Annotated in this window: 19 protein-coding genes and 1 pseudogene; 8 read left to right on the top strand and 12 right to left on the bottom strand. The window is 73.8% G+C overall.

The window, feature by feature from the left end; translation table 11 throughout:
- Nucleotides 1-18 precede the first annotated feature (18 nt).
- The 3 genes from ispF to PH191_RS18285 are packed head-to-tail and all read right to left on the bottom strand — an operon-like array spanning nt 19 to nt 1,698.
- Entirely contained in the window at nt 19-483 is a 465-nt protein-coding gene (gene ispF, locus PH191_RS18295) for a 2-C-methyl-D-erythritol 2,4-cyclodiphosphate synthase (RefSeq protein ID WP_274196190.1), read from the bottom strand.
- Between the two features lie 2 nt (nt 484-485).
- Nucleotides 486-1,178, bottom strand: a complete 693-nt coding sequence (gene ispD, locus PH191_RS18290; protein WP_274196048.1) for a 2-C-methyl-D-erythritol 4-phosphate cytidylyltransferase — start codon at nt 1,176-1,178, stop codon at nt 486-488.
- 37 nt (nt 1,179-1,215) lie between these two features.
- On the bottom strand, nt 1,216-1,698 hold the full coding sequence (locus PH191_RS18285) for a CarD family transcriptional regulator (protein ID WP_116707106.1): 483 nt from the start codon (nt 1,696-1,698) through the stop codon (nt 1,216-1,218).
- Between the two features lie 220 nt (nt 1,699-1,918).
- On the opposite strand from PH191_RS18285, the gene PH191_RS18280 reads away from it, so the two are divergent.
- Both PH191_RS18280 and radA read left to right on the top strand, forming a co-directional pair.
- Nucleotides 1,919-2,461, top strand: coding sequence for a copper chaperone PCu(A)C (locus PH191_RS18280; RefSeq protein WP_274196047.1), 543 nt, complete (start codon nt 1,919-1,921; stop codon nt 2,459-2,461).
- 50 nt (nt 2,462-2,511) lie between these two features.
- Complete coding sequence (gene radA / locus PH191_RS18275; RefSeq protein ID WP_274196046.1) at nt 2,512-3,915, top strand: DNA repair protein RadA; 1,404 nt, start codon at nt 2,512-2,514, stop codon at nt 3,913-3,915.
- A gap of 21 nt (nt 3,916-3,936) precedes the next feature.
- On the opposite strand, the gene PH191_RS18270 is transcribed toward radA, so the two are convergent.
- Nucleotides 3,937-4,836 (bottom strand): DUF4232 domain-containing protein, encoded by a 900-nt coding sequence (locus tag PH191_RS18270; protein WP_274196045.1) that lies wholly within the window; start codon nt 4,834-4,836, stop codon nt 3,937-3,939.
- A 111-nt stretch (nt 4,837-4,947) separates the two neighbouring features.
- Between PH191_RS18270 and PH191_RS18265 the strand changes: the two genes are divergently transcribed.
- The 3 genes from PH191_RS18265 (at nt 4,948) to PH191_RS18255 (ending at nt 7,034) form a co-directional block, all read left to right on the top strand.
- Nucleotides 4,948-5,835, top strand: a complete 888-nt coding sequence (locus PH191_RS18265) for an HhH-GPD family protein (protein WP_274196044.1) — start codon at nt 4,948-4,950, stop codon at nt 5,833-5,835.
- Nucleotides 5,836-5,844: 9 nt separating this feature from the next.
- Nucleotides 5,845-6,159 (top strand): antibiotic biosynthesis monooxygenase family protein, encoded by a 315-nt coding sequence (locus tag PH191_RS18260; protein WP_274196043.1) that lies wholly within the window; start codon nt 5,845-5,847, stop codon nt 6,157-6,159.
- Nucleotides 6,160-6,251: 92 nt separating this feature from the next.
- Nucleotides 6,252-7,034, top strand: coding sequence for an SIR2 family NAD-dependent protein deacylase (locus PH191_RS18255; RefSeq protein WP_274196042.1), 783 nt, complete (start codon nt 6,252-6,254; stop codon nt 7,032-7,034).
- Between the two features lie 52 nt (nt 7,035-7,086).
- On the opposite strand, the gene PH191_RS18250 is transcribed toward PH191_RS18255, so the two are convergent.
- Nucleotides 7,087-8,187 (bottom strand): winged helix DNA-binding domain-containing protein, encoded by a 1,101-nt coding sequence (locus PH191_RS18250; protein ID WP_274196041.1) that lies wholly within the window; start codon nt 8,185-8,187, stop codon nt 7,087-7,089.
- Nucleotides 8,188-8,261: 74 nt separating this feature from the next.
- Here PH191_RS18250 and PH191_RS18245 point away from each other — a divergent pair, with 74 nt between their 5' ends.
- Nucleotides 8,262-9,329 carry a YihY/virulence factor BrkB family protein gene (locus PH191_RS18245; protein ID WP_274196040.1) on the top strand — a complete coding sequence of 356 codons (1,068 nt, stop codon included), beginning with the start codon at nt 8,262-8,264 and terminating at the stop codon, nt 9,327-9,329.
- Between the two features lie 33 nt (nt 9,330-9,362).
- Nucleotides 9,363-10,361: a helix-turn-helix transcriptional regulator gene (locus PH191_RS18240; RefSeq protein WP_274196039.1), complete on the top strand. Its 999-nt coding sequence runs from the start codon at nt 9,363-9,365 to the stop codon at nt 10,359-10,361.
- Nucleotides 10,362-10,865: 504 nt separating this feature from the next.
- On the opposite strand, the pseudogene PH191_RS18235 reads toward PH191_RS18240, so the two are convergent.
- The 3 genes and pseudogenes from PH191_RS18235 to PH191_RS18225 all read right to left on the bottom strand — a co-directional run.
- Nucleotides 10,866-11,846, bottom strand: a pseudogene (locus PH191_RS18235) (oligosaccharide flippase family protein); the annotation flags it as partial.
- Nucleotides 11,847-12,017: 171 nt separating this feature from the next.
- The gene (locus tag PH191_RS18230; RefSeq protein ID WP_274196038.1) at nt 12,018-14,555 is read right to left on the bottom strand and encodes an ATP-dependent Clp protease ATP-binding subunit; all 2,538 of its coding nucleotides are present in this window, start codon (nt 14,553-14,555) and stop codon (nt 12,018-12,020) included.
- A gap of 336 nt (nt 14,556-14,891) precedes the next feature.
- The gene (locus PH191_RS18225; protein ID WP_274196037.1) at nt 14,892-16,058 is read right to left on the bottom strand and encodes a M23 family metallopeptidase; all 1,167 of its coding nucleotides are present in this window, start codon (nt 16,056-16,058) and stop codon (nt 14,892-14,894) included.
- 275 nt (nt 16,059-16,333) lie between these two features.
- Here PH191_RS18225 and PH191_RS18220 point away from each other — a divergent pair, with 275 nt between their 5' ends.
- Nucleotides 16,334-17,044 carry a Crp/Fnr family transcriptional regulator gene (locus tag PH191_RS18220; RefSeq protein WP_274196036.1) on the top strand — a complete coding sequence of 237 codons (711 nt, stop codon included), beginning with the start codon at nt 16,334-16,336 and terminating at the stop codon, nt 17,042-17,044.
- On the opposite strand, the gene PH191_RS18215 is transcribed toward PH191_RS18220, so the two are convergent.
- From PH191_RS18215 to exaC, 4 genes are all read right to left on the bottom strand, one after another.
- Nucleotides 17,041-17,412, bottom strand: a complete 372-nt coding sequence (locus tag PH191_RS18215; protein ID WP_274196035.1) for a histone-like nucleoid-structuring protein Lsr2 — start codon at nt 17,410-17,412, stop codon at nt 17,041-17,043. The two genes, PH191_RS18220 and PH191_RS18215, sit on opposite strands and share 4 nt — an antisense overlap.
- A gap of 120 nt (nt 17,413-17,532) precedes the next feature.
- The gene (locus PH191_RS18210; RefSeq protein WP_274196034.1) at nt 17,533-18,132 is read right to left on the bottom strand and encodes a cysteine hydrolase family protein; all 600 of its coding nucleotides are present in this window, start codon (nt 18,130-18,132) and stop codon (nt 17,533-17,535) included.
- Between the two features lie 102 nt (nt 18,133-18,234).
- Complete coding sequence (locus PH191_RS18205) at nt 18,235-18,672, bottom strand: DUF779 domain-containing protein (RefSeq protein WP_274196033.1); 438 nt, start codon at nt 18,670-18,672, stop codon at nt 18,235-18,237.
- A 16-nt stretch (nt 18,673-18,688) separates the two neighbouring features.
- Nucleotides 18,689-20,212 (bottom strand): acetaldehyde dehydrogenase ExaC, encoded by a 1,524-nt coding sequence (exaC, locus tag PH191_RS18200; protein ID WP_274196032.1) that lies wholly within the window; start codon nt 20,210-20,212, stop codon nt 18,689-18,691.
- Between the last annotated feature and the right edge of the window lie 36 nt (nt 20,213-20,248).

The raw sequence follows: 20,248 nt of genomic DNA, 5'->3' as shown, positions 1-20,248 counted from the left end.
GGAACTCGGCGGGCGACCTCAGGCCGGGACGAGCAGAGCCGTCGCGACGGCCGCGAGACCCTCTCCCCGACCGGTGAGCCCGAGCCCGTCGGAGGTCGTGCCCGACACGGCCACCGGGCCCCCGAGCGCCTCCGACAGTGCCGTCTGCGCCTCGGCGCGGCGGGTGCCGATCTTCGGGGCGTTGCCGATCACCTGGACCGCGGCGTTGCCCAGCGCCCACCCCTCGGCCGTGGCGAGCGCGCGCACCTCGCCGAGCAGCCGGACCCCGGACGCCCCGGACCACTCCGGACGCCCGGTGCCGAACACCGCGCCCAGGTCGCCCAGGCCGCACGCGGACAGGACGGCGTCGCACAGCGCGTGGGCGGCGACGTCGCCGTCGGAGTGCCCGGCGCAGCCGTCGACGCCCTCCCAGAACAGGCCCGCCACCCAGCACGGCACGCCGGCGCGGACCGGGTGGACGTCGGTGCCGATGCCGACGCGCATGGTCACGCCCGGCCCGCCGTGACGAGCGCCTCGGCCATCGCGAGGTCGAGCGGGGTGGTCACCTTGAAGGCGCGCGGGTCGCCGGGGACCGTCACGACGGTCACACCGAGATCCTCGGCGAGCCCGGCGTCGTCGGTGGCCGCGACCGGCTCGCCGGCGTCGCGCCGGGCACGGGCACGGTCGTGGGCCGCGCGCAGCGTCGCCGGCTCGAAGCCCTGCGGGGTCTGGACGGCGGCCAGGTCCGAGCGGTCGACGGTCGCGAGGACCTGCCCCGCCGCGCCGGTGCGCTTGAGCGTGTCGGCCACGGGTGTCGCCGGGATCACGGCGCGATGTCCCGCACGCACGGCGTCCACGACCGCGCGCACGACCTCCGGCGGGCAGAGGCACCGCGCGGCGTCGTGCACGAGCACCACGTCGGCGTCGGCCGGCAGCGCGTCGAGGGCGGCCGAGACCGAGCCGACGCGGTCGTCGGCACCCGGCACCACCGTGACGTCACGGTCGCCGAGGGCGCGACGCATCGCGTCCTCGCCGCCCGGAGGGGCCACGACGACGACAGCGTCCACGCCACCCTCGACGAGTCCGTCGACGGCGCGCGCGACCAGGCTGAGCCCGCCGACGACCGCCAATGCCTTGGGCAGGCCGAGGCCCAGTCGTTCGCCTCGACCCGCCGCCGGCACGATCGCGGCGACGCTCACCGCGTCACCGCGGCCATCACGTCGGTTCAGGACCGGATCAGGACGCCAGCACCTGGTCGAGCAGCGACTCGGCCGCCACCTCGTCGGTGCCCTCGGCCAGGGCCAGCTCGCTGACCAGTATCTGCCGGGCCTTGGCCAGCATCCGCTTCTCACCCGCGGACAGGCCGCGGTCCTTCTCGCGGCGCCAGAGGTCGCGCACGACCTCGGCCACCTTGTTCACGTCGCCCGACGCGAGCTTCTCGAGGTTCGCCTTGTACCGGCGCGACCAGTTGGTCGGCTCCTCGGTGTGCGGCGCACGCAGCACCTCGAACACCCGATCCAGCCCCTCCTGGCCAACCACGTCGCGGACGCCGACGATCTCGGCATTGTCCGCGGGAACCCGGACGGTCAGGTCGCCCTGAGCAACCTTGAGGACGAGATACTTCTTCTCTTCGCCCTTGATCGTCCTGGTCTCGATGGCCTCGATGAGAGCGGCACCGTGGTGCGGGTAGACGACGGTCTCGCCGACCTTGAAAACCATGTGTCCCGAGCCCCTTTCGCTACACCCAGATTAACACGCCCGGCGGGCGGGCATCGCAGGGGATTGCGCCGTCTTCGCAGGTCAGGGACTTGACAAGAGGCATCGGGGCGTGCTCGCCCCGGCACCCCGCGCTCCCGCGAGGCCGGGACGCCGACCTGGTACTAGGGTGTCGCTGCCCGAAGACCAGTGTGCCCCACCTCCCGAGAGGACGCTCCCGATCATGAGCCGCCGCCCGCGCGCGACCCGACCGGCGATCGTCGTCGCGACGCTGCTGACCGCGGGCCTCGCGCTCGGGGGCTGCAGCGCCGGCTCCGTGACCCAGACCGACACCATCGTCTCCCAGGCCGACGGGTCGGCCGGACAGGTCGGCGGCATCCTCCTGCGGGACGTCTCCCTCGACGCCGGTCCGACCAACACCGTGCCCGCGGGTGCGGAGATCCCCCTGCGTCTGACGATCATCAACCAGACCCCGACGGAGGACCGGCTCGTGTCGGTCACCTCGCCGTACGCCGTGAGCGCCCGGCCGGAGGGCCCGACGACGATCCCGCCCAACAACTCCCTGCGGATCATCGGCAACGACCCCGGCCCGGTCGGCCCGCCCGACCCCTTCGTCCGCGTGGGCGGCAGCGCGCGCATCGTGCTCACCGGCGTCACGCAGCAGCTCCGTCCCGGGCCGACGTACGAGGTGACCTTCACCTTCGAGAAGGCCGGCACCGTGTCCGTGCCCGTCCTCGTCGTCGGCGAGGGCGACGCCGAGGGCTGATCCGCCCGTCGGGCCCCGCGCTGTCGGGGGTCCGGCCTACGGTGCGGACCGTGCCCCCACGGACCCGCGCCCCCCGCTTCGAGTGCACCGCCTGCGGGCACGCGTCCGCGAAGTGGGTGGGGCGCTGCTCGGAGTGCGGCGGGTGGGGCACGGTCGAGGAGGCCCCGAACCTCCCCGCCGTCGCGACGGGCGGCGGCCGCACCGGCGTGCCGCCCTCCCCCGCGGCGCGCCCGTCCAGCCCCGTGCGGCTGATCAGCGAGGTCGATCTCGAGACGGCCACGGCGCGCCCGACGGGCGTGGGCGAGCTCGACCGGGTGCTCGGCGGCGGCTTCGTACCCGGGGTCGTGGTGCTGCTCGCGGGCGAGCCGGGGGTGGGCAAGTCCACGCTCCTGCTCGAGGTCGCCGCGCGACGCGCCCGGCTGGGGGCCACCGTGCTGTACGTCACCGGGGAGGAGTCGGCGGGCCAGGTCCGGCTGCGCGCCGAGCGCACCGGCGCCCTCGCGCCGCACCTGTTCCTGTCCGCGACGGCCGATCTGGAGGAGGTCGCGGCGCACGTCGAGGCGGTCGACCCGGAGTTGCTCGTCGTCGACTCCGTCCAGACCGTGGGCACCGCCACCGTGGACGGCACGCCCGGCGGCGTGTCGCAGGTCCGCGCGGTCACGTCGGCGCTCGTCGCCCTCGCGAAGCAGCGGGACCTGCCGGTCGTGCTCATCGGACACGTCACCAAGGACGGCGCGGTCGCCGGGCCGCGCACGCTCGAGCACCTCGTCGACGTCGTGCTGTCGTTCGAGGGCGAGCGGCACTCCCCACTGCGGCTGGTGCGCGGGATGAAGAACCGCTTCGGGGCCACCGACGAGGTCGGCTGCTTCGAGATGAACGACGGCGGCATCGCCGAGGTCAGCGACCCGTCGGGGCTGTTCACCGGCGGGCGCGTGCAGACCGTGGCGGGTCAGGCGGTCACGGTGGCGATGGAGGGCAAGCGCCCGCTCATGGCCGAGGTGCAGGCCCTCGTCGCCACGCGCAGCTCGGAGAGCGCGCCGCGTCGCGTCGTGTCCGACCTCGACGGCGGGCGCGTCGCCAAGATCCTCGCCGTGCTGCAGGAACGCTGCCACCTGCGCCTGCACGACAAGGACGTGTTCGTCGCCACGGTCGGCGGCCTGCGGCTGCGCGAGCCCGCCTCGGACCTCGCCATCGCCATCGCCATCGCGTCGGCGTTCCGCAACGAGGCCGTCCGTCCCGGGCTGATCGCGGTCGGCGAGGTCGGGCTCGGCGGCGAGGTCCGCCGGGTGGTCGCGCTCGAACGACGCCTGGCCGAGGCCGGCCGTCTGGGCATCAGTCGGGCGCTCGTGCCGCCGGGCGACGTGCGCACGCCGAAGGGGCTCGGGGCGGTGGAGGTCGACGACCTCCAGGGCGCGCTGCTGCGCGTCGGGCTGACCACGGCGCAGACGGTCTGAGCCCGGCCGGTCGGCGTACGGTCAGCCGGCGAGCGTGAACGGCGCCGGCTCGCTGACGATGCCGTCGAGGCGGGCGAGCAGCTGGTAGTCGCCGGGCGGCACGACCGTCCGCGTGCCCGCGCAGCCGGGCGCCGAGGTCTTGCCCGACCAGCGCACCGAGAACACCGCCTCCTGGCCCGGCGCGAGCGTGCGGACGTCGTCGGTGTCGCCGGGCGAGCAGTCGTTGCTCCCCCACAGCCCCTCGCCGGGGCGGACGACGACGGCGACGGCCTGCTTGGCGGCGTCGAGGTCGCGCACGCAGGGCGCGCTGCCGGTGTTGGTGACGACGAGGCTCAGCACCGGCTTCGTGCCGGCGGCGTAGCGCGGGCCGTCGGTGCGCGCCGTGACCCTCAGGTCGCCGTCGGCGCACGGGCCGGGTGCGGCCGCCCGCTCCTGCGGGGGCTCGGCCGGCGCGGCCTCGGTGGTCGGCGTCGAGGTGGCCGGCGGCGTCGTGCTCGGCGGCACGACCGGGGCGGGGGTGCTCGTCGGCGTCGAGAGCAGCGGCCCCGCCGAGCCCGTCGGCACCCCGGGTGGGAGGAACCCGCGGAAGCCGTCGCCGCCCGGGGGCGCGAACAGGGCGTCGCCGGGTGAGGGCGGCGCCACCAGGCCCGGCGCCCCGCCGGGCGGGACGACCGCCGGCAGCGCGGCCTCGATGGGCCCGGGAGCACCGGTCTCTGCTGGAGCGGCGGGCTCCGGCGTCGGCGCGCTCGCCATGGCGGCCGCCCGGGCGCGGGCCTCGACGGTGGCGCGGTCGGGCTCGCCGCCGCTCACACCCGCCACGGCCCAGACGAACCCGCCGAGCACGGCGAGGACCACCCCGAGCGCGGCGATCCGGCGCCGCCAGTAGACCGACGGCGCGAGCGGTCCGAGCGGCTCCCACACGTCACGGAAAGTAAGTTCCACTCAGCTCTCCGCGACCGACCACCACGCGGTCGCCCGCCCGTTTCACCCGACGGTGGCGTCAGCGGGTGGCCGGGGCAGGATCGGCGGTCGATGGGCCCCACCACCACGACCCTCGCCGACGTCCTCGTCCCGTGGTTCCGCGCGCACGCCCGGGACCTCCCCTGGCGCCGCCCCGGGACGACGGCGTGGGGCGTGCTCGTCTCCGAGATCATGCTGCAGCAGACGCCCGTGGCGCGGGTCGAGGAGCCGTGGCGCGCGTGGCTCGAGCGCTGGCCGCGACCGTCGGCGATGGCCGCCGCGCCCGCCTCCGAGGTGCTGCGGGCGTGGGGCAAGCTCGGCTACCCGCGCCGGGCGCTACGCCTGCACGCGGCCGCGCAGGCGATCGCCGCCGACCACGGTGACGTCGTCCCCGCCGACGTCGAGACGCTCGAGTCGCTGCCCGGCATCGGCACCTACACGGCCCGCGCGGTGGCGGCGTTCGCCCACGGCCAACGCGTCCCGGTCGTCGACACCAACGTCCGCCGGGTCGTGGCGCGTGCGGTGCTCGGCCGCGCGGACGCCGGGGCCGCCGCCTCGCGCGACCTCGCCGACACCGAGGCCCTGCTGCCGGACGACACCGCCGACGCGGCGACCATGTCCGCCGCGCTCATGGAGCTCGGCGCCACGGTCTGCGTGGCGCGCACCCCCCGCTGCGCCGACTGCCCGGTGTCCGGCGCCTGCGCCTGGCAGCGCCTCGGGCGTCCCGCCGGCGACGGTCCGGCGCGCAAGGCACAGCGCTGGGCCGGCACCGACCGCCAGGTCCGCGGGCGGCTGCTCGACGTGCTGCGGGGAGCACCGGGGCCGGTGCCGGCGGCGGCGCTCGACGCGGCCTGGCTCACCGACCCCGCCCAGCGCGCCCGGTGCCTCGACTCGCTGCTCGTCGACGGGCTCGTCGAGCAGCTCGCCGACGGGCGTTTCTGCTTGCCGGGAGAGCAGTAGGCTCGGGTCATGGCCGTCGTGAAGATCAATGCCATCAAGGTCCCCGAGGGCAACGAGGCCGAGCTGGAGCGCCGGTTCGCCGCCCGGGGCGACTCGATCAAGGACACACCCGGGTTCCTCGGCTACGAGCTGCTGCGTCCCACCGCCGGGGATGACCGCTACTTCGTCTACACCCGCTGGGAGTCCGAGGAGGCGTTCGCCAGCTGGCGTGACGGGGGTGCCGCGGCCGCCGCCCACGCGGGCGAGCGCGCCAAGCCGGTCTCGTCGGGCGCCGACCTCATGGAGTTCGAGGTCGTGCTGCACGTCGACGGATCGGGCTCCTGACCTCTCCGGAGTCCCCGGACCCCGACGACGTCGCCGAGGCCGCGGAGCGACTCGCGCGCGCCTCGGCGCTGCTGGTGTGCGCCGGGGCCGGGATGGGCGTCGACTCGGGGCTGCCCGACTTCCGCGGACCCGAGGGGTTCTGGCGCGCCTACCCGCCCTACCGCCGGCTCGGGCTGCGCTTCGAGGAGATCGCCGACCCCGAGCACTTCCACGCCGACCCCGAGCTCGCCTGGGGCTTCTACGGCCACCGCCTCGCGCTCTACCGGCGCACCGTGCCCCACGCGGGCTTCGCCGTCCTGCGCCGGTGGGCGGATCGGTGGCCGACGCGGGTGTTCACGTCCAACGTCGACGGCGCGTTCCAGGCCGCGGGGTTCACCCCGGAGACGGTCGTCGAGTGCCACGGCGCGATCGGGATGCTGCAGTGCACCCGGCCGTGCCACGACGGGACCTGGTCGGCGGACGGTTCGGCGAGCGAAGCGACGGGGAGGAGGGATCGGGTCGACGTCGCGATCGACGAGCACACGATGCGCGCCCGGCCTCCCCTGCCGACGTGCCCGCGGTGCGGTGCGGTGGCGCGGCCCAACATCCTGATGTTCGGCGACGGCTTCTGGGTGCCCGGCCACCACGCCGAGCGCATGGCCGCCCATCGCCGGTGGCTGCGCGCCCAGGACGCGCAGGGCCTCGTCGTCGTCGAGCTCGGCGCCGGGACGGCGGTCCCCACGGTCCGCCGGCACGCCGAGCTGGCGTCGGCGGCCTCCGGGGCGCTGATCCGGATCAACGTGCGCGAGCCGGGAATCCGCCACGGTCGCGGGGTCTCCCTGGCCTCGGGGGCGCGGGCGACGCTCGAGGCGATCGACGCGGCCCTTCCCGCGTGATCAACGGGGACTTCGTGCGCCTAGAAGCAGCGAACAGCTCGTTCGTTGCGTCCTAGATGCCCGTGAGGCCGGCGAGCGTCAGGCCGCGGGCGGCGGCGACGCGCTCGGCCTCGTCGTCGAGGCGGGCGCGGACGTCCGGCTCGAGCTCCGCGACGGGAGCGATCTCGATCGTCAGGCGCTTGCCCGACGCCCGCGGGCGCCAGGTCCCCACGATCTCGCCGTCGGCCAGCAGCGCGCCCGGGTTCCCGAGGACGCGGTAGAGGTCCTTGCGCACCACGGGGTCGGGTGCGACGAGCTCACGGTCGCGGGCCTGGAGCATCGGGTCCAGGGGCGGCAGGAAGCGCACGAGGTCGGGCTCCGGGGCGCCGAGCGCCGCGTCGAGGTCCGTGGCCGGCAGCCACGCGGGCCGATCGTCCACCCGGACCTCGACCAGCTCCGGCAGGGCGGCCTCCCACCCGGGGGCGAAGGCGGTCGGGGACGTGCCGACGAAGTCGGCGACCTCGCGGGGCCCCGCCGGCCCGAGCACCCGCAGGTAGTCGAGCACCAGGCGCGCCGCGCGGGCCGGATCGCCCTCGACCGGCCGGGACCAGTCGGGCGGCGGCGGGGTGAGCAGCAGCGTCCTGCCCGTCGCGTCCAGGCCGACGCCGACCGGCAACGCCGAGAGCCGCATGAGCTGCTCGTTGACGTGGACGCACGCGCAGGGCCGGCAGTCGCGGAGCAGCGCGTCGGGCAGCAGCTTCGTGACGGCGGTGCTCGCCGCGCCCTTGGTCATCGGCTCGGTGACGACCTCGGCGAGCGCGTCGGCCGCCCGGTCGATCGCCTCCCGCGCCGGGATGCCGACCCGCCGCTGCTCCGGCCCGCTCCAGTTGAGGCGGGCGCCCGCGTCGGCGTCGTCGAACGGCCGCGCCGCCGCCGCGATCGCGTTGCGCTGTGGCGTCGGGTGGTGGTGCGGGGCGCCGCGGTGGGTCCAGCCGTCCGTCAGGTGGTGCGCGGCCGGGTCGACGTCGCCGTCGGTGCGTGCCGCGAGGACGAGCCGCGCGGTGGGACCCGAGTCCTGGATACCGAGCGAGGCCAGGGCCGCGATCGCGCCGGGGCGGTCGCGGTGCAGGCCCTGCGCGGCGATCCGGTGCGCCATGACCTGCTCGCGCGTCATCGTCTCCACCATGGTGGTCAGCTTTCCGCACCGTGCCTGACACCTCCCGTCAGGTTGCGGGGGAAGATGAGCGAGTGAGCTCGGTGCGCGCGGTGCCCGTCACGACGGACATGGACGGGGACACGCTGTCGGCCGACGACGCCTGGCACACCGCGCGCCGGATCGGGCTGGTCGCGCTGCTGCGGGACGCGCTGGTCCGGTTCCGCTTCGGCGACGGTTTCAGCCACGCGCGGGGCTTCGCGCTCCAGCTCGCGCTGGCGATCGTCCCGCTCGTCATCGCGGGCAGCGGACTCGCGACGGCCGTGGGCGCCGAGTCGGTCGCGCAGGTCGTCGCGCAGACCGTCGTGGCGGTGTCCCCCGGGGCGGGCGACCAGCTGCTCGCCGACGTCGTCGCCCGCGGGCCCGCCGAGCTCCCCGAGGAGTCGGGCGGCGACGACACGCGCTCGGAGAACGTCGGCGAGTTCGCCGTCGCGTTCGGGCTGATCACCGCATTCCTCGCCATGACGAGCGCGATCGCCCAGCTCGAGCGCGGCACCAACCGCATCTACGGCACGGAGCGCGACCGGCCGTTCCTGCGCAAGTACACCCGCGCCGCCGTCCTCACGCTGACGGCGGGGTCGTCGCTGGGCCTGGGCCTCGTGCTGATCATCGCCGGCGGGCCGCTCGGTGACGCCGTGGAGCAGGTCTACCGCTGGGGCGACGTCGCGGAGACGGTCTTCGACGTCCTGCGCTGGCCCGTCGGGCTCGCGGCCCTCGTCGTCGCCGTCACCGTGCTCTTCCGGCACTCGCCCCGGCGCCACCAGCCCGGGCTCTCCTGGCTCGCGCTCGGCGCCGGCCTCACCGTGATCCTGTGGCTGGCGGCGTCGGGCTGCGTGGCGCTCTACGTCGCCGTGTCCGGGGACTTCAGCGACACCTACGGCCCGCTCGCCGGGATCATGGCGTTGCTGCTGTGGGCGACGGTCACCGGCGTCGCGCTCCTCCTGGGGATCGCCGTCGCCGCCCAGCTCGAGGGGGCGCGAGCCGGGATCGGCGACCCGCTGCTGCGCGACGACGACGCCGACGGCATCCCCGACGAGCTGCAGCCCGAGCCCCAGGACCGGCAGTCGGCTGAACCCGTGGCGCCGGACGGGGGACGTGCCTGACAGGGGATGTCAGGGATGGGGTAGGACTGACCCGTGCGCGCCAGCCGGCTGCTCTCCGTGCTCCTCCTGTTGCAGAACCGAGGACGGGTGACCGCGCGCGAGCTCGCGGACGAGCTCGAGGTGTCGATCCGCACGATCTACCGCGACATGGACGCCCTCTCGGCGTCCGGGGTGCCCGTCTACGCCGACCGCGGCCCCGACGGTGGCTACTCGCTCCTGGAGGGCTACCGCACCCACCTGACAGGGATGACCGCCGAGGAGGCCGACGCGCTCGCGCTCTCGGGGATGCCCGAGGCCGCCGCCGAGCTCGGTCTCGGGCGGGTGCTCGCGGCCGCGCAGCTCAAGGTGCAGGCGGCCCTGCCCGGGGAGCTCTCCGACCGCGCGGGCCGGATCGCCGAACGCTTCCACCTCGACGCCCCCGGCTGGTTCCGCGAGGCCGACCACGTCCCCACGCTCACCGGCGTCGCGGACGCGGTGTGGAACCAGCGCGTGCTACGCGTGCGCTACCGGCGCTGGGCCACCGGCGGGCGCGAGCCGGAGGTGGAGCGCGAGCTCGAACCGCTCGGGGTCGTCCTCAAAGCCGGCACCTGGTACCTGGTGGCCCTCCCCCACGGCGGCGACCCCGGCGCGACGCCGCGCACCTACCGCGTCGCTCGCATCCTGGCGCTCGAGACGCTCGACGTGCGCTTCGACCGGCCCGACGACTTCGACCTCTGGAAGTACTGGCACCGGCGCACCCAGGAACTCGCCGACGCCCTCTACCAGGCCGAGGCGACCGTGCGCCTGTCCCCGCGGGCGATGGAGCTGGCCCCGGCCCTCCTGCGCCCGCACACCGCCCGCGCGCTCGCCGAGGGCAGCTGGCCGACCGACGACGACGGCTGGGTGCGCGCGGTCATCCCGATCGAGTCGCTCGCCCACGCCCGCTCCGAGCTGCTGGGCCTCGGCGCCGAGGTCGAGGTGCTCGCCCCGGTCGCCCTGCGCGAGCAGATGGCCGACGTCGCCCGCACCCTCGCCGGGCTCTACGCGGGCTGACGCACGGGTCGCGCGGGCGATCCAGGCGCGGGCCCGGTCGACGTCGGCGGCGGGCACGGCCCCGAGGCGGACGGCCAGCACCGCGTAGACCACGAGGGCCAGGGCGATGAGCGGCAGGTCGAGGGCCGGCCCGGCGACGGTGGCGAGGGCGAGCACGCCGGTCATGGCACTCGCCGCGACGACCCAGCCGACCGCGGCGCGCGCGGGCAGCGCGCCCGGCCGGTGGTGGCGCAGGTAGACGGAGCCGAGCGCCCCGACGCCGACCCAGGCACCGACCGCGAACCCGGCGGCCGCCCCCGCCGCGCCGTACCCCGGCACGAGGAGCGCCATCGTGGCCACCTCGGCGACCGCGGCGGCGGGGATGCGGGCCGCGGCGGCACCGGCGAGGCCGCGGGCGAACAGCGCCTTGAGCAGCATGTCGCCGAGGACCAGGCCGAGGGTGCCGACGGCGATCAGGCGGGCGAGGCCGCCGGCCGCGGCGTGCTCGACGGGGAAGATGCGGCCGACCAGCGCGTCGGGGGTGACCACGAGGACCAGCAGGACGGGGACGAGGGCCAGGGGCACCCAGCGCATCGCGGCGACGACCCAGCCGTGCGCCTCCGCGGCGCCGCGGGCCCGGGCGATGAACGGGAAGACGGCGTCGGACAGGGTGCTGCCGACCAGGAACGGAGCCTTGGCCAGGAGCGCGGCGGCCTGGTAGGTGCCGATGGCGGCGAACGTGACGCCGTGCGCGTGCCCCAGCGGGCCGAGCAGCAGGACGTCGAGCGTGGCGATGAGACCGAAGCCGGTGGTGCCGACGGCCATCGGCGCGGCGGCCGCGAAGGAGCGCCATCCGGCGAGCGCGCCACGCAGCCGCGGCAGGCGGTCGCGCATCGTCCACCAGGCCCAGAGCGCGGCGACGGCCGCGCCGAGCAGCAGACCCCAGCCGACCCCGACGGCGCCGGTCCCGATCAGCGCGACCGCGCCGACACCGACCACGACCTTGACCAGGACCTCGACGATCCGGGCGCCGCTCACCGCCGCGAAGCGCCGCGCCCCCTGCAGCCCGCCGAGGAGCACCTGACCGAGCGCGACGAGGACGATCGTCCCGGCGGCCAGCATCGTCAGGCCGGGGCCGACGCCGGGGAGGATCGCGCCGGTGGTCAGCTGGACGCCCGCGAACCCGAGGGCGAGCGCCGTGCCGAGGCCGACGTTGCCGACCAGCGCGGAGCGGAACGCGGCGTCGACCTCCGCGGCCGCCTCGGGGTCGCCGTCCCCGGCGCGGGCGACGGTGCGCGCCAGCGCCCAGGGGAACCCGGCGGCGAGGACCGTGGTGGCCAGCAGGAGGACGGTCAGCAGCACGCTGACGACACCGAAGTCCGCCGCCGGCAGCAGCCAGGTCAGCGCCAGCCCGAAGCCGTAGTGCAGGGGCGCGGTCAGGACGATCGCGAGCATCAGCACGGCCGTCCCTGCGGCGGCCTCCTGGTGTCCCCGTAGCGTGCGCATCGTCTCCGGCCCTCTCCCTGCGGCGATGGCACCAGCCTCGTCGCGGACGGGATCGGGCAGGAGGGAGCCGACCCCCCGAGCAGGTGGGGCACGCCCTACTTCCCCGCACACGCCGGAGCCCCGGCCCCCACGAGGGGGACCGGGGCTCCGGGCGTGCAGCGGGCGGAGGGCTTACTCCGCCGCGGCGACCTCGGGGGTGTCGGGCACCGGGGTCGGCTTGGCCTCACCGCGGAAGGTGAAGGTGGCCGTCTCCGGGGCCTGCTTGGTGACCCCGTTGTCGTCGGTCTCGGGCTCCCAGCCCTCGACGTCGACCAGCACGATCTGACCGCCCTCGATCTCGCCGAAGAGAATCTTCTCCGAGAGCTGGTCCTCGATCTCGCGCTGGATGGTGCGGCGCAGCGGCCGGGCCCCGAGCACCGGGTCGAAGCCGCGCTGGGCGAGCAGCTTCTTCGCGTTGTCGGTGAGCTCCAGGGACATGTCCTTGTTCTGGAGCTGCTTCTCGGTGCGCCCGATCATCAGGTCCACCATCTGAACGATCTCCTGCTCGGTCAGCTGGTGGAACACGATGATGTCGTCGATGCGGTTGAGGAACTCGGGACGGAAGTGCTTCTTCAGCTCGTCCGTGACCTTGTTCTTCATCCGCTCGTAGTTCGAGCCGCTGTCGGAGCCGGACTGGAAGCCCAGGCCGACCGCCTTCGAGATGTCCTGCGTACCGAGGTTCGACGTGAACACGATGACCGTGTTCTTGAAGTCGACGATGCGACCCTGACCGTCGGTCAGGCGACCGTCCTCGAGCACCTGCAGGAGGGTGTTGTAGACCTCCGAGTGGGCCTTCTCGATCTCGTCGAAGAGGACCACCGAGAACGGCTTGCGGCGCACCTTCTCGGTGAGCTGGCCGCCCTCCTCGTAGCCGACGTACCCGGGAGGGGCACCGAAGAGCCGCGAGGCGGTGTAGCGGTCGTGGAATTCACCCATGTCGATCTGGACGAGGGCGTCGTCGTCACCGAACAGGAACTCCGCGAGCGCCTTGGTGAGCTCGGTCTTACCGACACCCGAGGGGCCGGCGAAGATGAACGAGCCCGACGGGCGCTTCGGGTCCTTGAGGCCGGCCCGCGTACGGCGCATCGACTGCGAGACCGCCTTGACGGCGTCCTCCTGGCCGATGATCCGCTTGTGGAGCTCGTCCTCCATGCGGAGCAGACGGGTCGTCTCCTCCTCGGTGAGCTTGAAGACGGGGATGCCGGTCCAGTTGGCCAGCACCTCGGCGATCTGCTCGTCGTCGACCTCGGCGACGACGTCGAGGTCACCCGACTTCCACTGCTTCTCGCGCTCGGTCTTCTGCCCGATGAGGTTCTTCTCCTCGTCGCGCAGCCGCGCCGCCTTCTCGAAGTCCTGCGCGTCGATCGCGGACTCCTTCTCGCGACGGACGTCGGCGATCTTCTCGTCGAACTCGCGCAGGTCCGGCGGCGCGGTCATGCGGCGGATGCGCATGCGGGCGCCGGCCTCGTCGATGAGGTCGATGGCCTTGTCCGGCAGGAAGCGGTCGTTGATGTAGCGGTCGGCCAGGGTGGCCGCCGCGACCAGCGCCGGGTCCGTGATCGAGACGCGGTGGTGCGCCTCGTAGCGGTCGCGCAGCCCCTTGAGGATCTCGATGGAGTGCGCCACCGAGGGCTCCCCCACCTGGATGGGCTGGAAGCGGCGCTCGAGGGCGGCGTCCTTCTCGACGTGCTTGCGGTACTCGTCGAGGGTGGTGGCCCCGATGGTCTGCAGCTCGCCGCGGGCCAGCATCGGCTTGAGGATCGACGCGGCGTCGATCGCGCCCTCGGCGGCACCCGCACCCACGAGCGTGTGGAGCTCGTCGATGAACAGGATGATGTCGCCGCGGGTGCGGATCTCCTTGAGCACCTTCTTGAGGCGCTCCTCGAAGTCACCGCGGTAGCGCGAGCCGGCCACCAGCGACCCGAGGTCGAGGGTGTAGAGCTGCTTGTCCTTCAGCGTCTCGGGGACCTCGCCCTTGACGATGGCCTGGCCGAGGCCCTCGACGACGGCGGTCTTGCCGACGCCGGGCTCGCCGATGAGGACCGGGTTGTTCTTGGTCCTCCGGGAGAGGACCTGCATGACCCGCTCGATCTCCTTCTCCCGGCCGATGACCGGGTCCAGCTTGCCCTCACGGGCCGACTGGGTGAGGTTGCGACCGAACTGGTCGAGCACCAGCGACGAGGACGGCGTCCCCTCGCCACGCTGGCTGCCGGACTCCGCGGGCTCCTTGCCCTGGTAGCCCGAGAGCAGCTGCAGCACCTGCTGGCGCACACGGTTGAGGTCCGCGCCGAGCTTGACGAGCACCTGTGCGGCGACGCCCTCGCCCTCGCGGATGAGCCCGAGCAGGATGTGCTCGGTGCCGATGTAGTTGTGCCCGAGCTGCAGCGCCTCGCGCAGCGACAGCTCCAGCACCTTCTTGGCGCGGGGGGTGAAGGGGATGTGGCCGGACGGGGCCTGCTGGCCCTGACCGATGATCTCCTCGACCTGCTGGCGCACGCCTTCCAGGGCGATGCCCAGCGACTCGAGGGCCTTGGCGGCGACGCCTTCGCCCTCGTGGATCAGCCCGAGCAGGATGTGCTCGGTGCCGATGTAGTTGTGGTTGAGCATCCGGGCCTCTTCTTGGGCCAGGACGACCACCCGCCTCGCGCGGTCGGTGAACCTCTCGAACATTCGTCACTCCTGACTGCTGCGCCGGCGGTCCTCCACCGAGTGTCCACGAAGGAACGGCCCGGTGGCCCCTTGGCTGGTGCCCGATGACGGATCGGGACGCCCACGATGCCCAAGCTGGCAGAACACCGCAGCCCCATCCTAGTCGTCGCGCGAGACGTCACGGGACGGTGACGGTTCCGCGCCCGTGACGGCGGTCACGCGCGCCGACATCGATCCTGCACCCCGGGCCGCTGGAGCCCGGGGAACCATGACCTCTCCAACCACCGGAGACGTTCGCCTCATCCCCGCGAGGCGTTCGCCACGGGCGAACCACCTATCCGGGTCAGGTCACCGCGGTCACGGCGCGTAGCCCATCACGTCGAGGCCGAGCGGCGACACACCCGCGCGCGGACCGGCCCCCGCCCGGTCGATCCCGAACGGCACCGGGCCGGCGGTGCCCTGCTGCAACGACTCCTCGGACACCACCCGGCCCTCGAGGGTGAAGGTGTCGAACTCGAACGGCAGGCCGTTCGACGCGAGCGGGTCGGGGCGGTCCATCACGTGGAAGTGCAGGTGGGGTGCATCGGTGTTGCCGGAGTTGCCCAGCTTGCCGAGCACCTGGCCGCGGCGCAGCTGCTGCCCCACGGCGAGGTTCAGCGGGTTGCCGGTCTGCAGGTGCGCGTAGAAGGCGTAGCGCCCGCCGCCGATGTCCTGCACGACGTGGTTGCCCCCGTACTGCTGCAGCGTCAGGCCGCTCGGGTTCGCCCCGGGCGGCTGCTGCGGGAGATCGCCCACGAGCCCGACGACCGGCCCGTCGGCGACGGCCAGGACGTCGGCAACCACGTAGGCGTAGCTCGCGATGTCCGTCGGCGGCCCGCTCACCATCCGGCCGGACGCGTCGAGCCGGACGTAGTCGATGGCGAAGCGTTCGGGCGCGAACAGCTGCCCGTCGATCGGGCTGACCGCGCCCCGGTGCGCGCCCAGGCGGCAGCAGCTGTCGCCGTCGAGCCACCCGGGTCCGCGCAGCGGCGGCGAGATGCGCGCCGGGGGCGTCCGGTCGACCGCCGTCGGCGCCACCGTCGCGGTCAGGGTCGGTGGGGTGAGCGGCGGCGACGGCTGGGCGAACGCCGTCGTGAGGCGGTGCTCGAGGCGGGCGGGCACGGGGTCGGTCGGCGCGAGGGTCACGTCCAGCCAGATCAGCCCGCCCTGGCCCCCTTCCAGGTCCCGCGAGCCCAGCTGCCCGCCGAACGGCTTGATCCAGGCGGCGAGGGCGTCGCCCTCCAGCCGCAGCAGCGACCGACCGTCGCCGACGACCTCGACCGCGTCGATCGTGGCCGGCGAGCCCAGGATGTTGTCGACCTGGAGCTCGTGGGCCAGGTGCACCCGGCCGTCCGTCGCGGGCACCGGGACCGGGGCCCGGAGCACCGACGCCGCCACCGGGGTGAACACCGATGCCCCGCCCGCCACCGTGTCCGAGGCGGACGGGCCGCCGAACGGGCCCTCGACGGAGGCGACGCCGGCCACGGGAGACGCCGACGGGGGCGGTGGGCCCCCTGCGGGCGATCCGCACGCCGCACTCACCAGCACTGCCGCGAGCACGGCCCCGATCGCCGTCGCCCGTCGAGGCCCACCTGTCCGCACGCCGTCTCCCCCGGGTCCCGACGCCGGCAACTGTCGGGGATCCGACGGAGGCGTCGACCGGGGAACCTAGGGAGCCGATGATCGACACGCTGTCACCGGCGTGACAGCACCTCTGCGCCGGAGGAGTGATCCACGGCCGACCCCTCCCGGGAGGTGGCATGACGACGACCGCGGCGGCCGTGCCCGTCGGTGGCCGGCGCGAGGACATCCGGGCCGCGCTCCTCGCCTGCCCGCAGCTCCACGGGCTCGGTCCCGCGGCCCTCGACGCGCTGGCCGGGGCCGCGTGGGTGCGCCACTACGCCGCCGGGGACGCGGTGTTCCGGACGGGCGAGACCTGCGTGTCGATGTTCGTGCTGCTGCGCGGCGCCGTGGTCGCGCGCACCTGCTCGACGGACGGCGACGTCGTCGACGTCGGGGTCGCCGTCGCGGGGCAGGCCTTCGGGTACTTCGAGGTGCTCCGGCCGAGCCCGCGGGCCGACGACGCCGTGGCGCTGCGCGACGCGACCGTGCTCGTCCTGCCCGCCGCGGTCGCCCTCCGGGTGCTGCGCTCCAGCCCCGACACGCTCTTCGCGCTGCTCGGGGACCTCGTGCGGATCGTGCGGCTGCAGAACCGGGCCGTCGTCGAGCGCGTGTTCCACCCGGTCACCCACCGCGTCGCGACCCTGCTGCTCGAGCTCGAGCACCGGGACGACCGGATCGACCTCGGCGGGCCGCAGGTGCTGCTCGCCCAGCGCCTGGGGGTGGCCCGCCAGACGCTCAACACGGCGCTGCGCAGCCTGGCCGCCCGGGGCCTGCTCGTCGTCCACCCCGGCGGCCGCACGCTGACCGTCGACCGCGCGGCCCTGGCCGCGTACGCCTCGGATCGCTAGTGGGCCTTGTGGTACGCCTCGCTGACCTCGCTGGGGATGCGGCCACGCTCGGAGACCGTCATGCCCTGCTTGCGGGCCCACTCGCGGATGGCCTGGTTCTGCTCGCGGTCGACGGCAGCACGCCCGCCCGAGCCCCCGCCGCGGCGCGAGCCGGACGAGGACGACGCCGCGGGGGTCGACGACCGCCGCCGGCCGCCGCTGCGCCGGGCGTGGGCCACGTAGTCGGCGAGCCGGTCGCGCAGGGCGGCCGCGTTGGCGTCCGACAGGTCGATCTCGTACGTGGCACCGTCGAGCCCGAACTCGACGGTCTCGTCCGCCTCCGACGAGTCCAGGTCGTCGACGAGGGAAACCACGACTTTCTGCGCCATCACGCGACCTCCGTCAAGAACCGACCATTAATGTGGCCGGACCCTATTTCCGGAGCCGGGAGTTGTCGAGTGACGCGCGTCGCCCGACGCGAATTTTCGCAGGACGGCCACAATTGAACCTCAGTCGGGGATCCCCTTGTTGTCCGGAACGACGACACCGAACATGTCGCTGATCGCGGCCAGGCTCGCCGCCTGGAGGCTCGCGGCGGAAACCGTGCCGTCGGGGCCGGGCAGGGCGCGGGTCGCGGTGGCCCCGGCGACGACGGACGGGGCGAAACCGGCGCTGAAGGCGCCGCGGGCCGTCGAGTTCACGCACATGTGCGTCATGAACCCGGCGAGGACCAGATTCGTCACGCCCGCCCCGCGCAGGTACTCGTCGAGGTCGGTGCCGACGAAGGAGTTGGGGAAGTTCTTGACGATGCGGTGCTCGCCGTCGCGGGCGGCCACGCGGTCGACGATCGCGCCGATCTCGTCGCGGACGTCGTAGGGCGTGCCCTCACCGGCGTCGTGCTGCACGTGGACGATCGGGATGCCGGCGCTGCGGGCGCGGTCCAGCAGGGCGGCGGCCTCGTCGATGGCCGGCTCGACGTTCTCGAGGGCCATGACACCCCGGGTGTAGGTGTTCTGGAGGTCGATCATCACCAGCGCGGAGTCGCGCAGGCTCGCGGGCGTCGCGGGCATGCCGGTCAGCTCGCGCAGCGTCGTGGACGGGGTGCTCATCCTTGAACTCCTTGTCGGGGGGTCGTGAACGTGCGAGGGGCGCCCCGGCTGCGTGCCACGCAGTCAGGGCGCCCCTCGATCGTGCTCTGCTCGGAGACCGCCCTACAGGTCGCCCAGCTCGCGCATCTCGTCGTCGGTGAACAGCCGCGAGCGGATGATGAAGCGCACGCCTTCCGGCGCCTCCACCGAGAACCCGCTGCCACGGCCCTTCACCACGTCGACGGTGAGGTGCGTGTGCTTCCAGTACTCGTACTGCGACGAGGACATGTAGAAGCCGATCGGCTTCTCCAGCCCCTCGATCGTGAGATCTCCGAGGTGGACGTCCGAACCGCCGATCTTGAAGTCCCCGTCCGGATAGCACATCGGGGCGCTGCCGTCGCAGCACCCACCGGACTGGTGGAACATCAGCGGTCCGTGGATCTCGGTGAGCTTCGGCAGCAGTTCCGCCGCCGCGGGCGTCACCGCGACCCGGGCCGTGCCCGACCCCGGCACCGCGGTGACGGGTTTCGTGACGTCGGTGTCCGTCGTGGCCTCGGTCATGGATCCTCCTCGAGGATCAGAAGAAGCCCTGCGCGTTGTCCGAGTAGCTCTGCAGGATGTTCTTCGTCTGCTGGTAGTGATCGAGCATCATCTTGTGGTTCTCGCGCCCGATGCCCGACTGCTTGTACCCGCCGAAGGCCGCGTGGGCCGGGTAGGCGTGGTAGTTGTTCACCCAGACACGGCCGGCCTGGATGTCCCGCCCTGCACGGTAGGCCGTGTTGGCGTCCCGCGACCACACTCCGGCGCCGAGTCCGTAGAGGGTGTCGTTCGCGATGCTCATGGCGTCGTCGTAGTCGGTGAACCGCGCGACCGAGACGACCGGCCCGAAGATCTCCTCCTGGAAGACCCGCATCTTGTTGTCGCCCTCGAACACGGTGGGCTGGATGTAGTAGCCGCCCGAGAGGTCGCCGCCGAGGTCGGCCTTCTCGCCGCCGGTGAGGATCTTCGCGCCCTCCTGGCGACCGATGTCGATGTAGGACAGGATCTTCTCGAACTGGTCGTTCGAGGCCTGGGCGCCGATCATCGTGTCGGTGTCGAGGGGGTTGCCCTGCTTGACCTGCTCGGTCCGCTTGACGGCCTGGCCGAGGAACTCGTCGTAGATGCCGCCCTGGATGAGCGCACGCGACGGGCAGGTGCAGACCTCGCCCTGGTTCAGGGCGAACATCGTGAAGCCCTCGAGCGCCTTGTCGTAGAAGGCGTCCTGCTGCGCCGCGACGTCGTCGAAGAAGACGTTGGGGCTCTTGCCACCGAGCTCGAGGGTGACCGGGATGAGGTTCTCCGAGGCGTACTGGGAGATCAGCCGCCCGGTGGTGGTCTCACCCGTGAACGCGATCTTGCGGATGCGGCTCGACGAGGCCAGCGGCTTGCCCGCCTCGACGCCGAAGCCGTTCACGATGTTGATGACGCCGGCCGGGAGCAGGTCGGCGACGACGTCCATGAGGACGTGGATCGAGGCCGGGGTCTGCTCGGCGGGCTTGAGGACCACCGCGTTGCCGGCCGCGATGGCGGGCGCGAGCTTCCAGATCGCCATGAGGATCGGGAAGTTCCAGGGGATGATCTGCCCGACGACGCCCAGGGGCTCGTGGAAGTGGTAGGCGACCGTGTCGTTGTCGATCTGGGAGAGGCCGCCCTCCTGCGCCCGGATCGCGCCCGCGAAGTAGCGGAGGTGGTCGATCGCGAGCGGGATGTCGGCCACGAGGGTCTCGCGGCAGGCCTTCCCGTTCTCCCAGGACTCGGCGATGGCGATCATCTCGAGGTTCGCCTCGATGCGGTCCGCCATCTTGTTCAGGACGTTCGCGCGCTCGCCGACCGAGGTCCTGCCCCAGGCCGGGGCAGCGGCCTCGGCGGCGTCGAGGGCCTTCTCGATGTCGTCGGCGGTGCCGCGGGCGACCTCCGTGAACGTCTGACCCGTGATCGGGGTCGGGTTCTCGAAGTACTGGCCCTTCGCCGGCGCGACGTACTCGCCGCCGATGAAGTGGTCGTAACGGGGCTTGAAAGTGACGACCGAGCCGTCGGTGCCCGGGGCCGCGTACATGGCCATCTGTGTACCTCCACATGCTGGGTGACGTGATCGCGG

Origin of the sequence: Actinomycetospora callitridis, assembly GCF_028737265.1 — a bacterium.
GTDB classification, from domain to species: domain Bacteria; phylum Actinomycetota; class Actinomycetes; order Mycobacteriales; family Pseudonocardiaceae; genus Actinomycetospora; species Actinomycetospora callitridis.
This window is presented reverse-complemented; position numbering and strand designations above follow the sequence as displayed.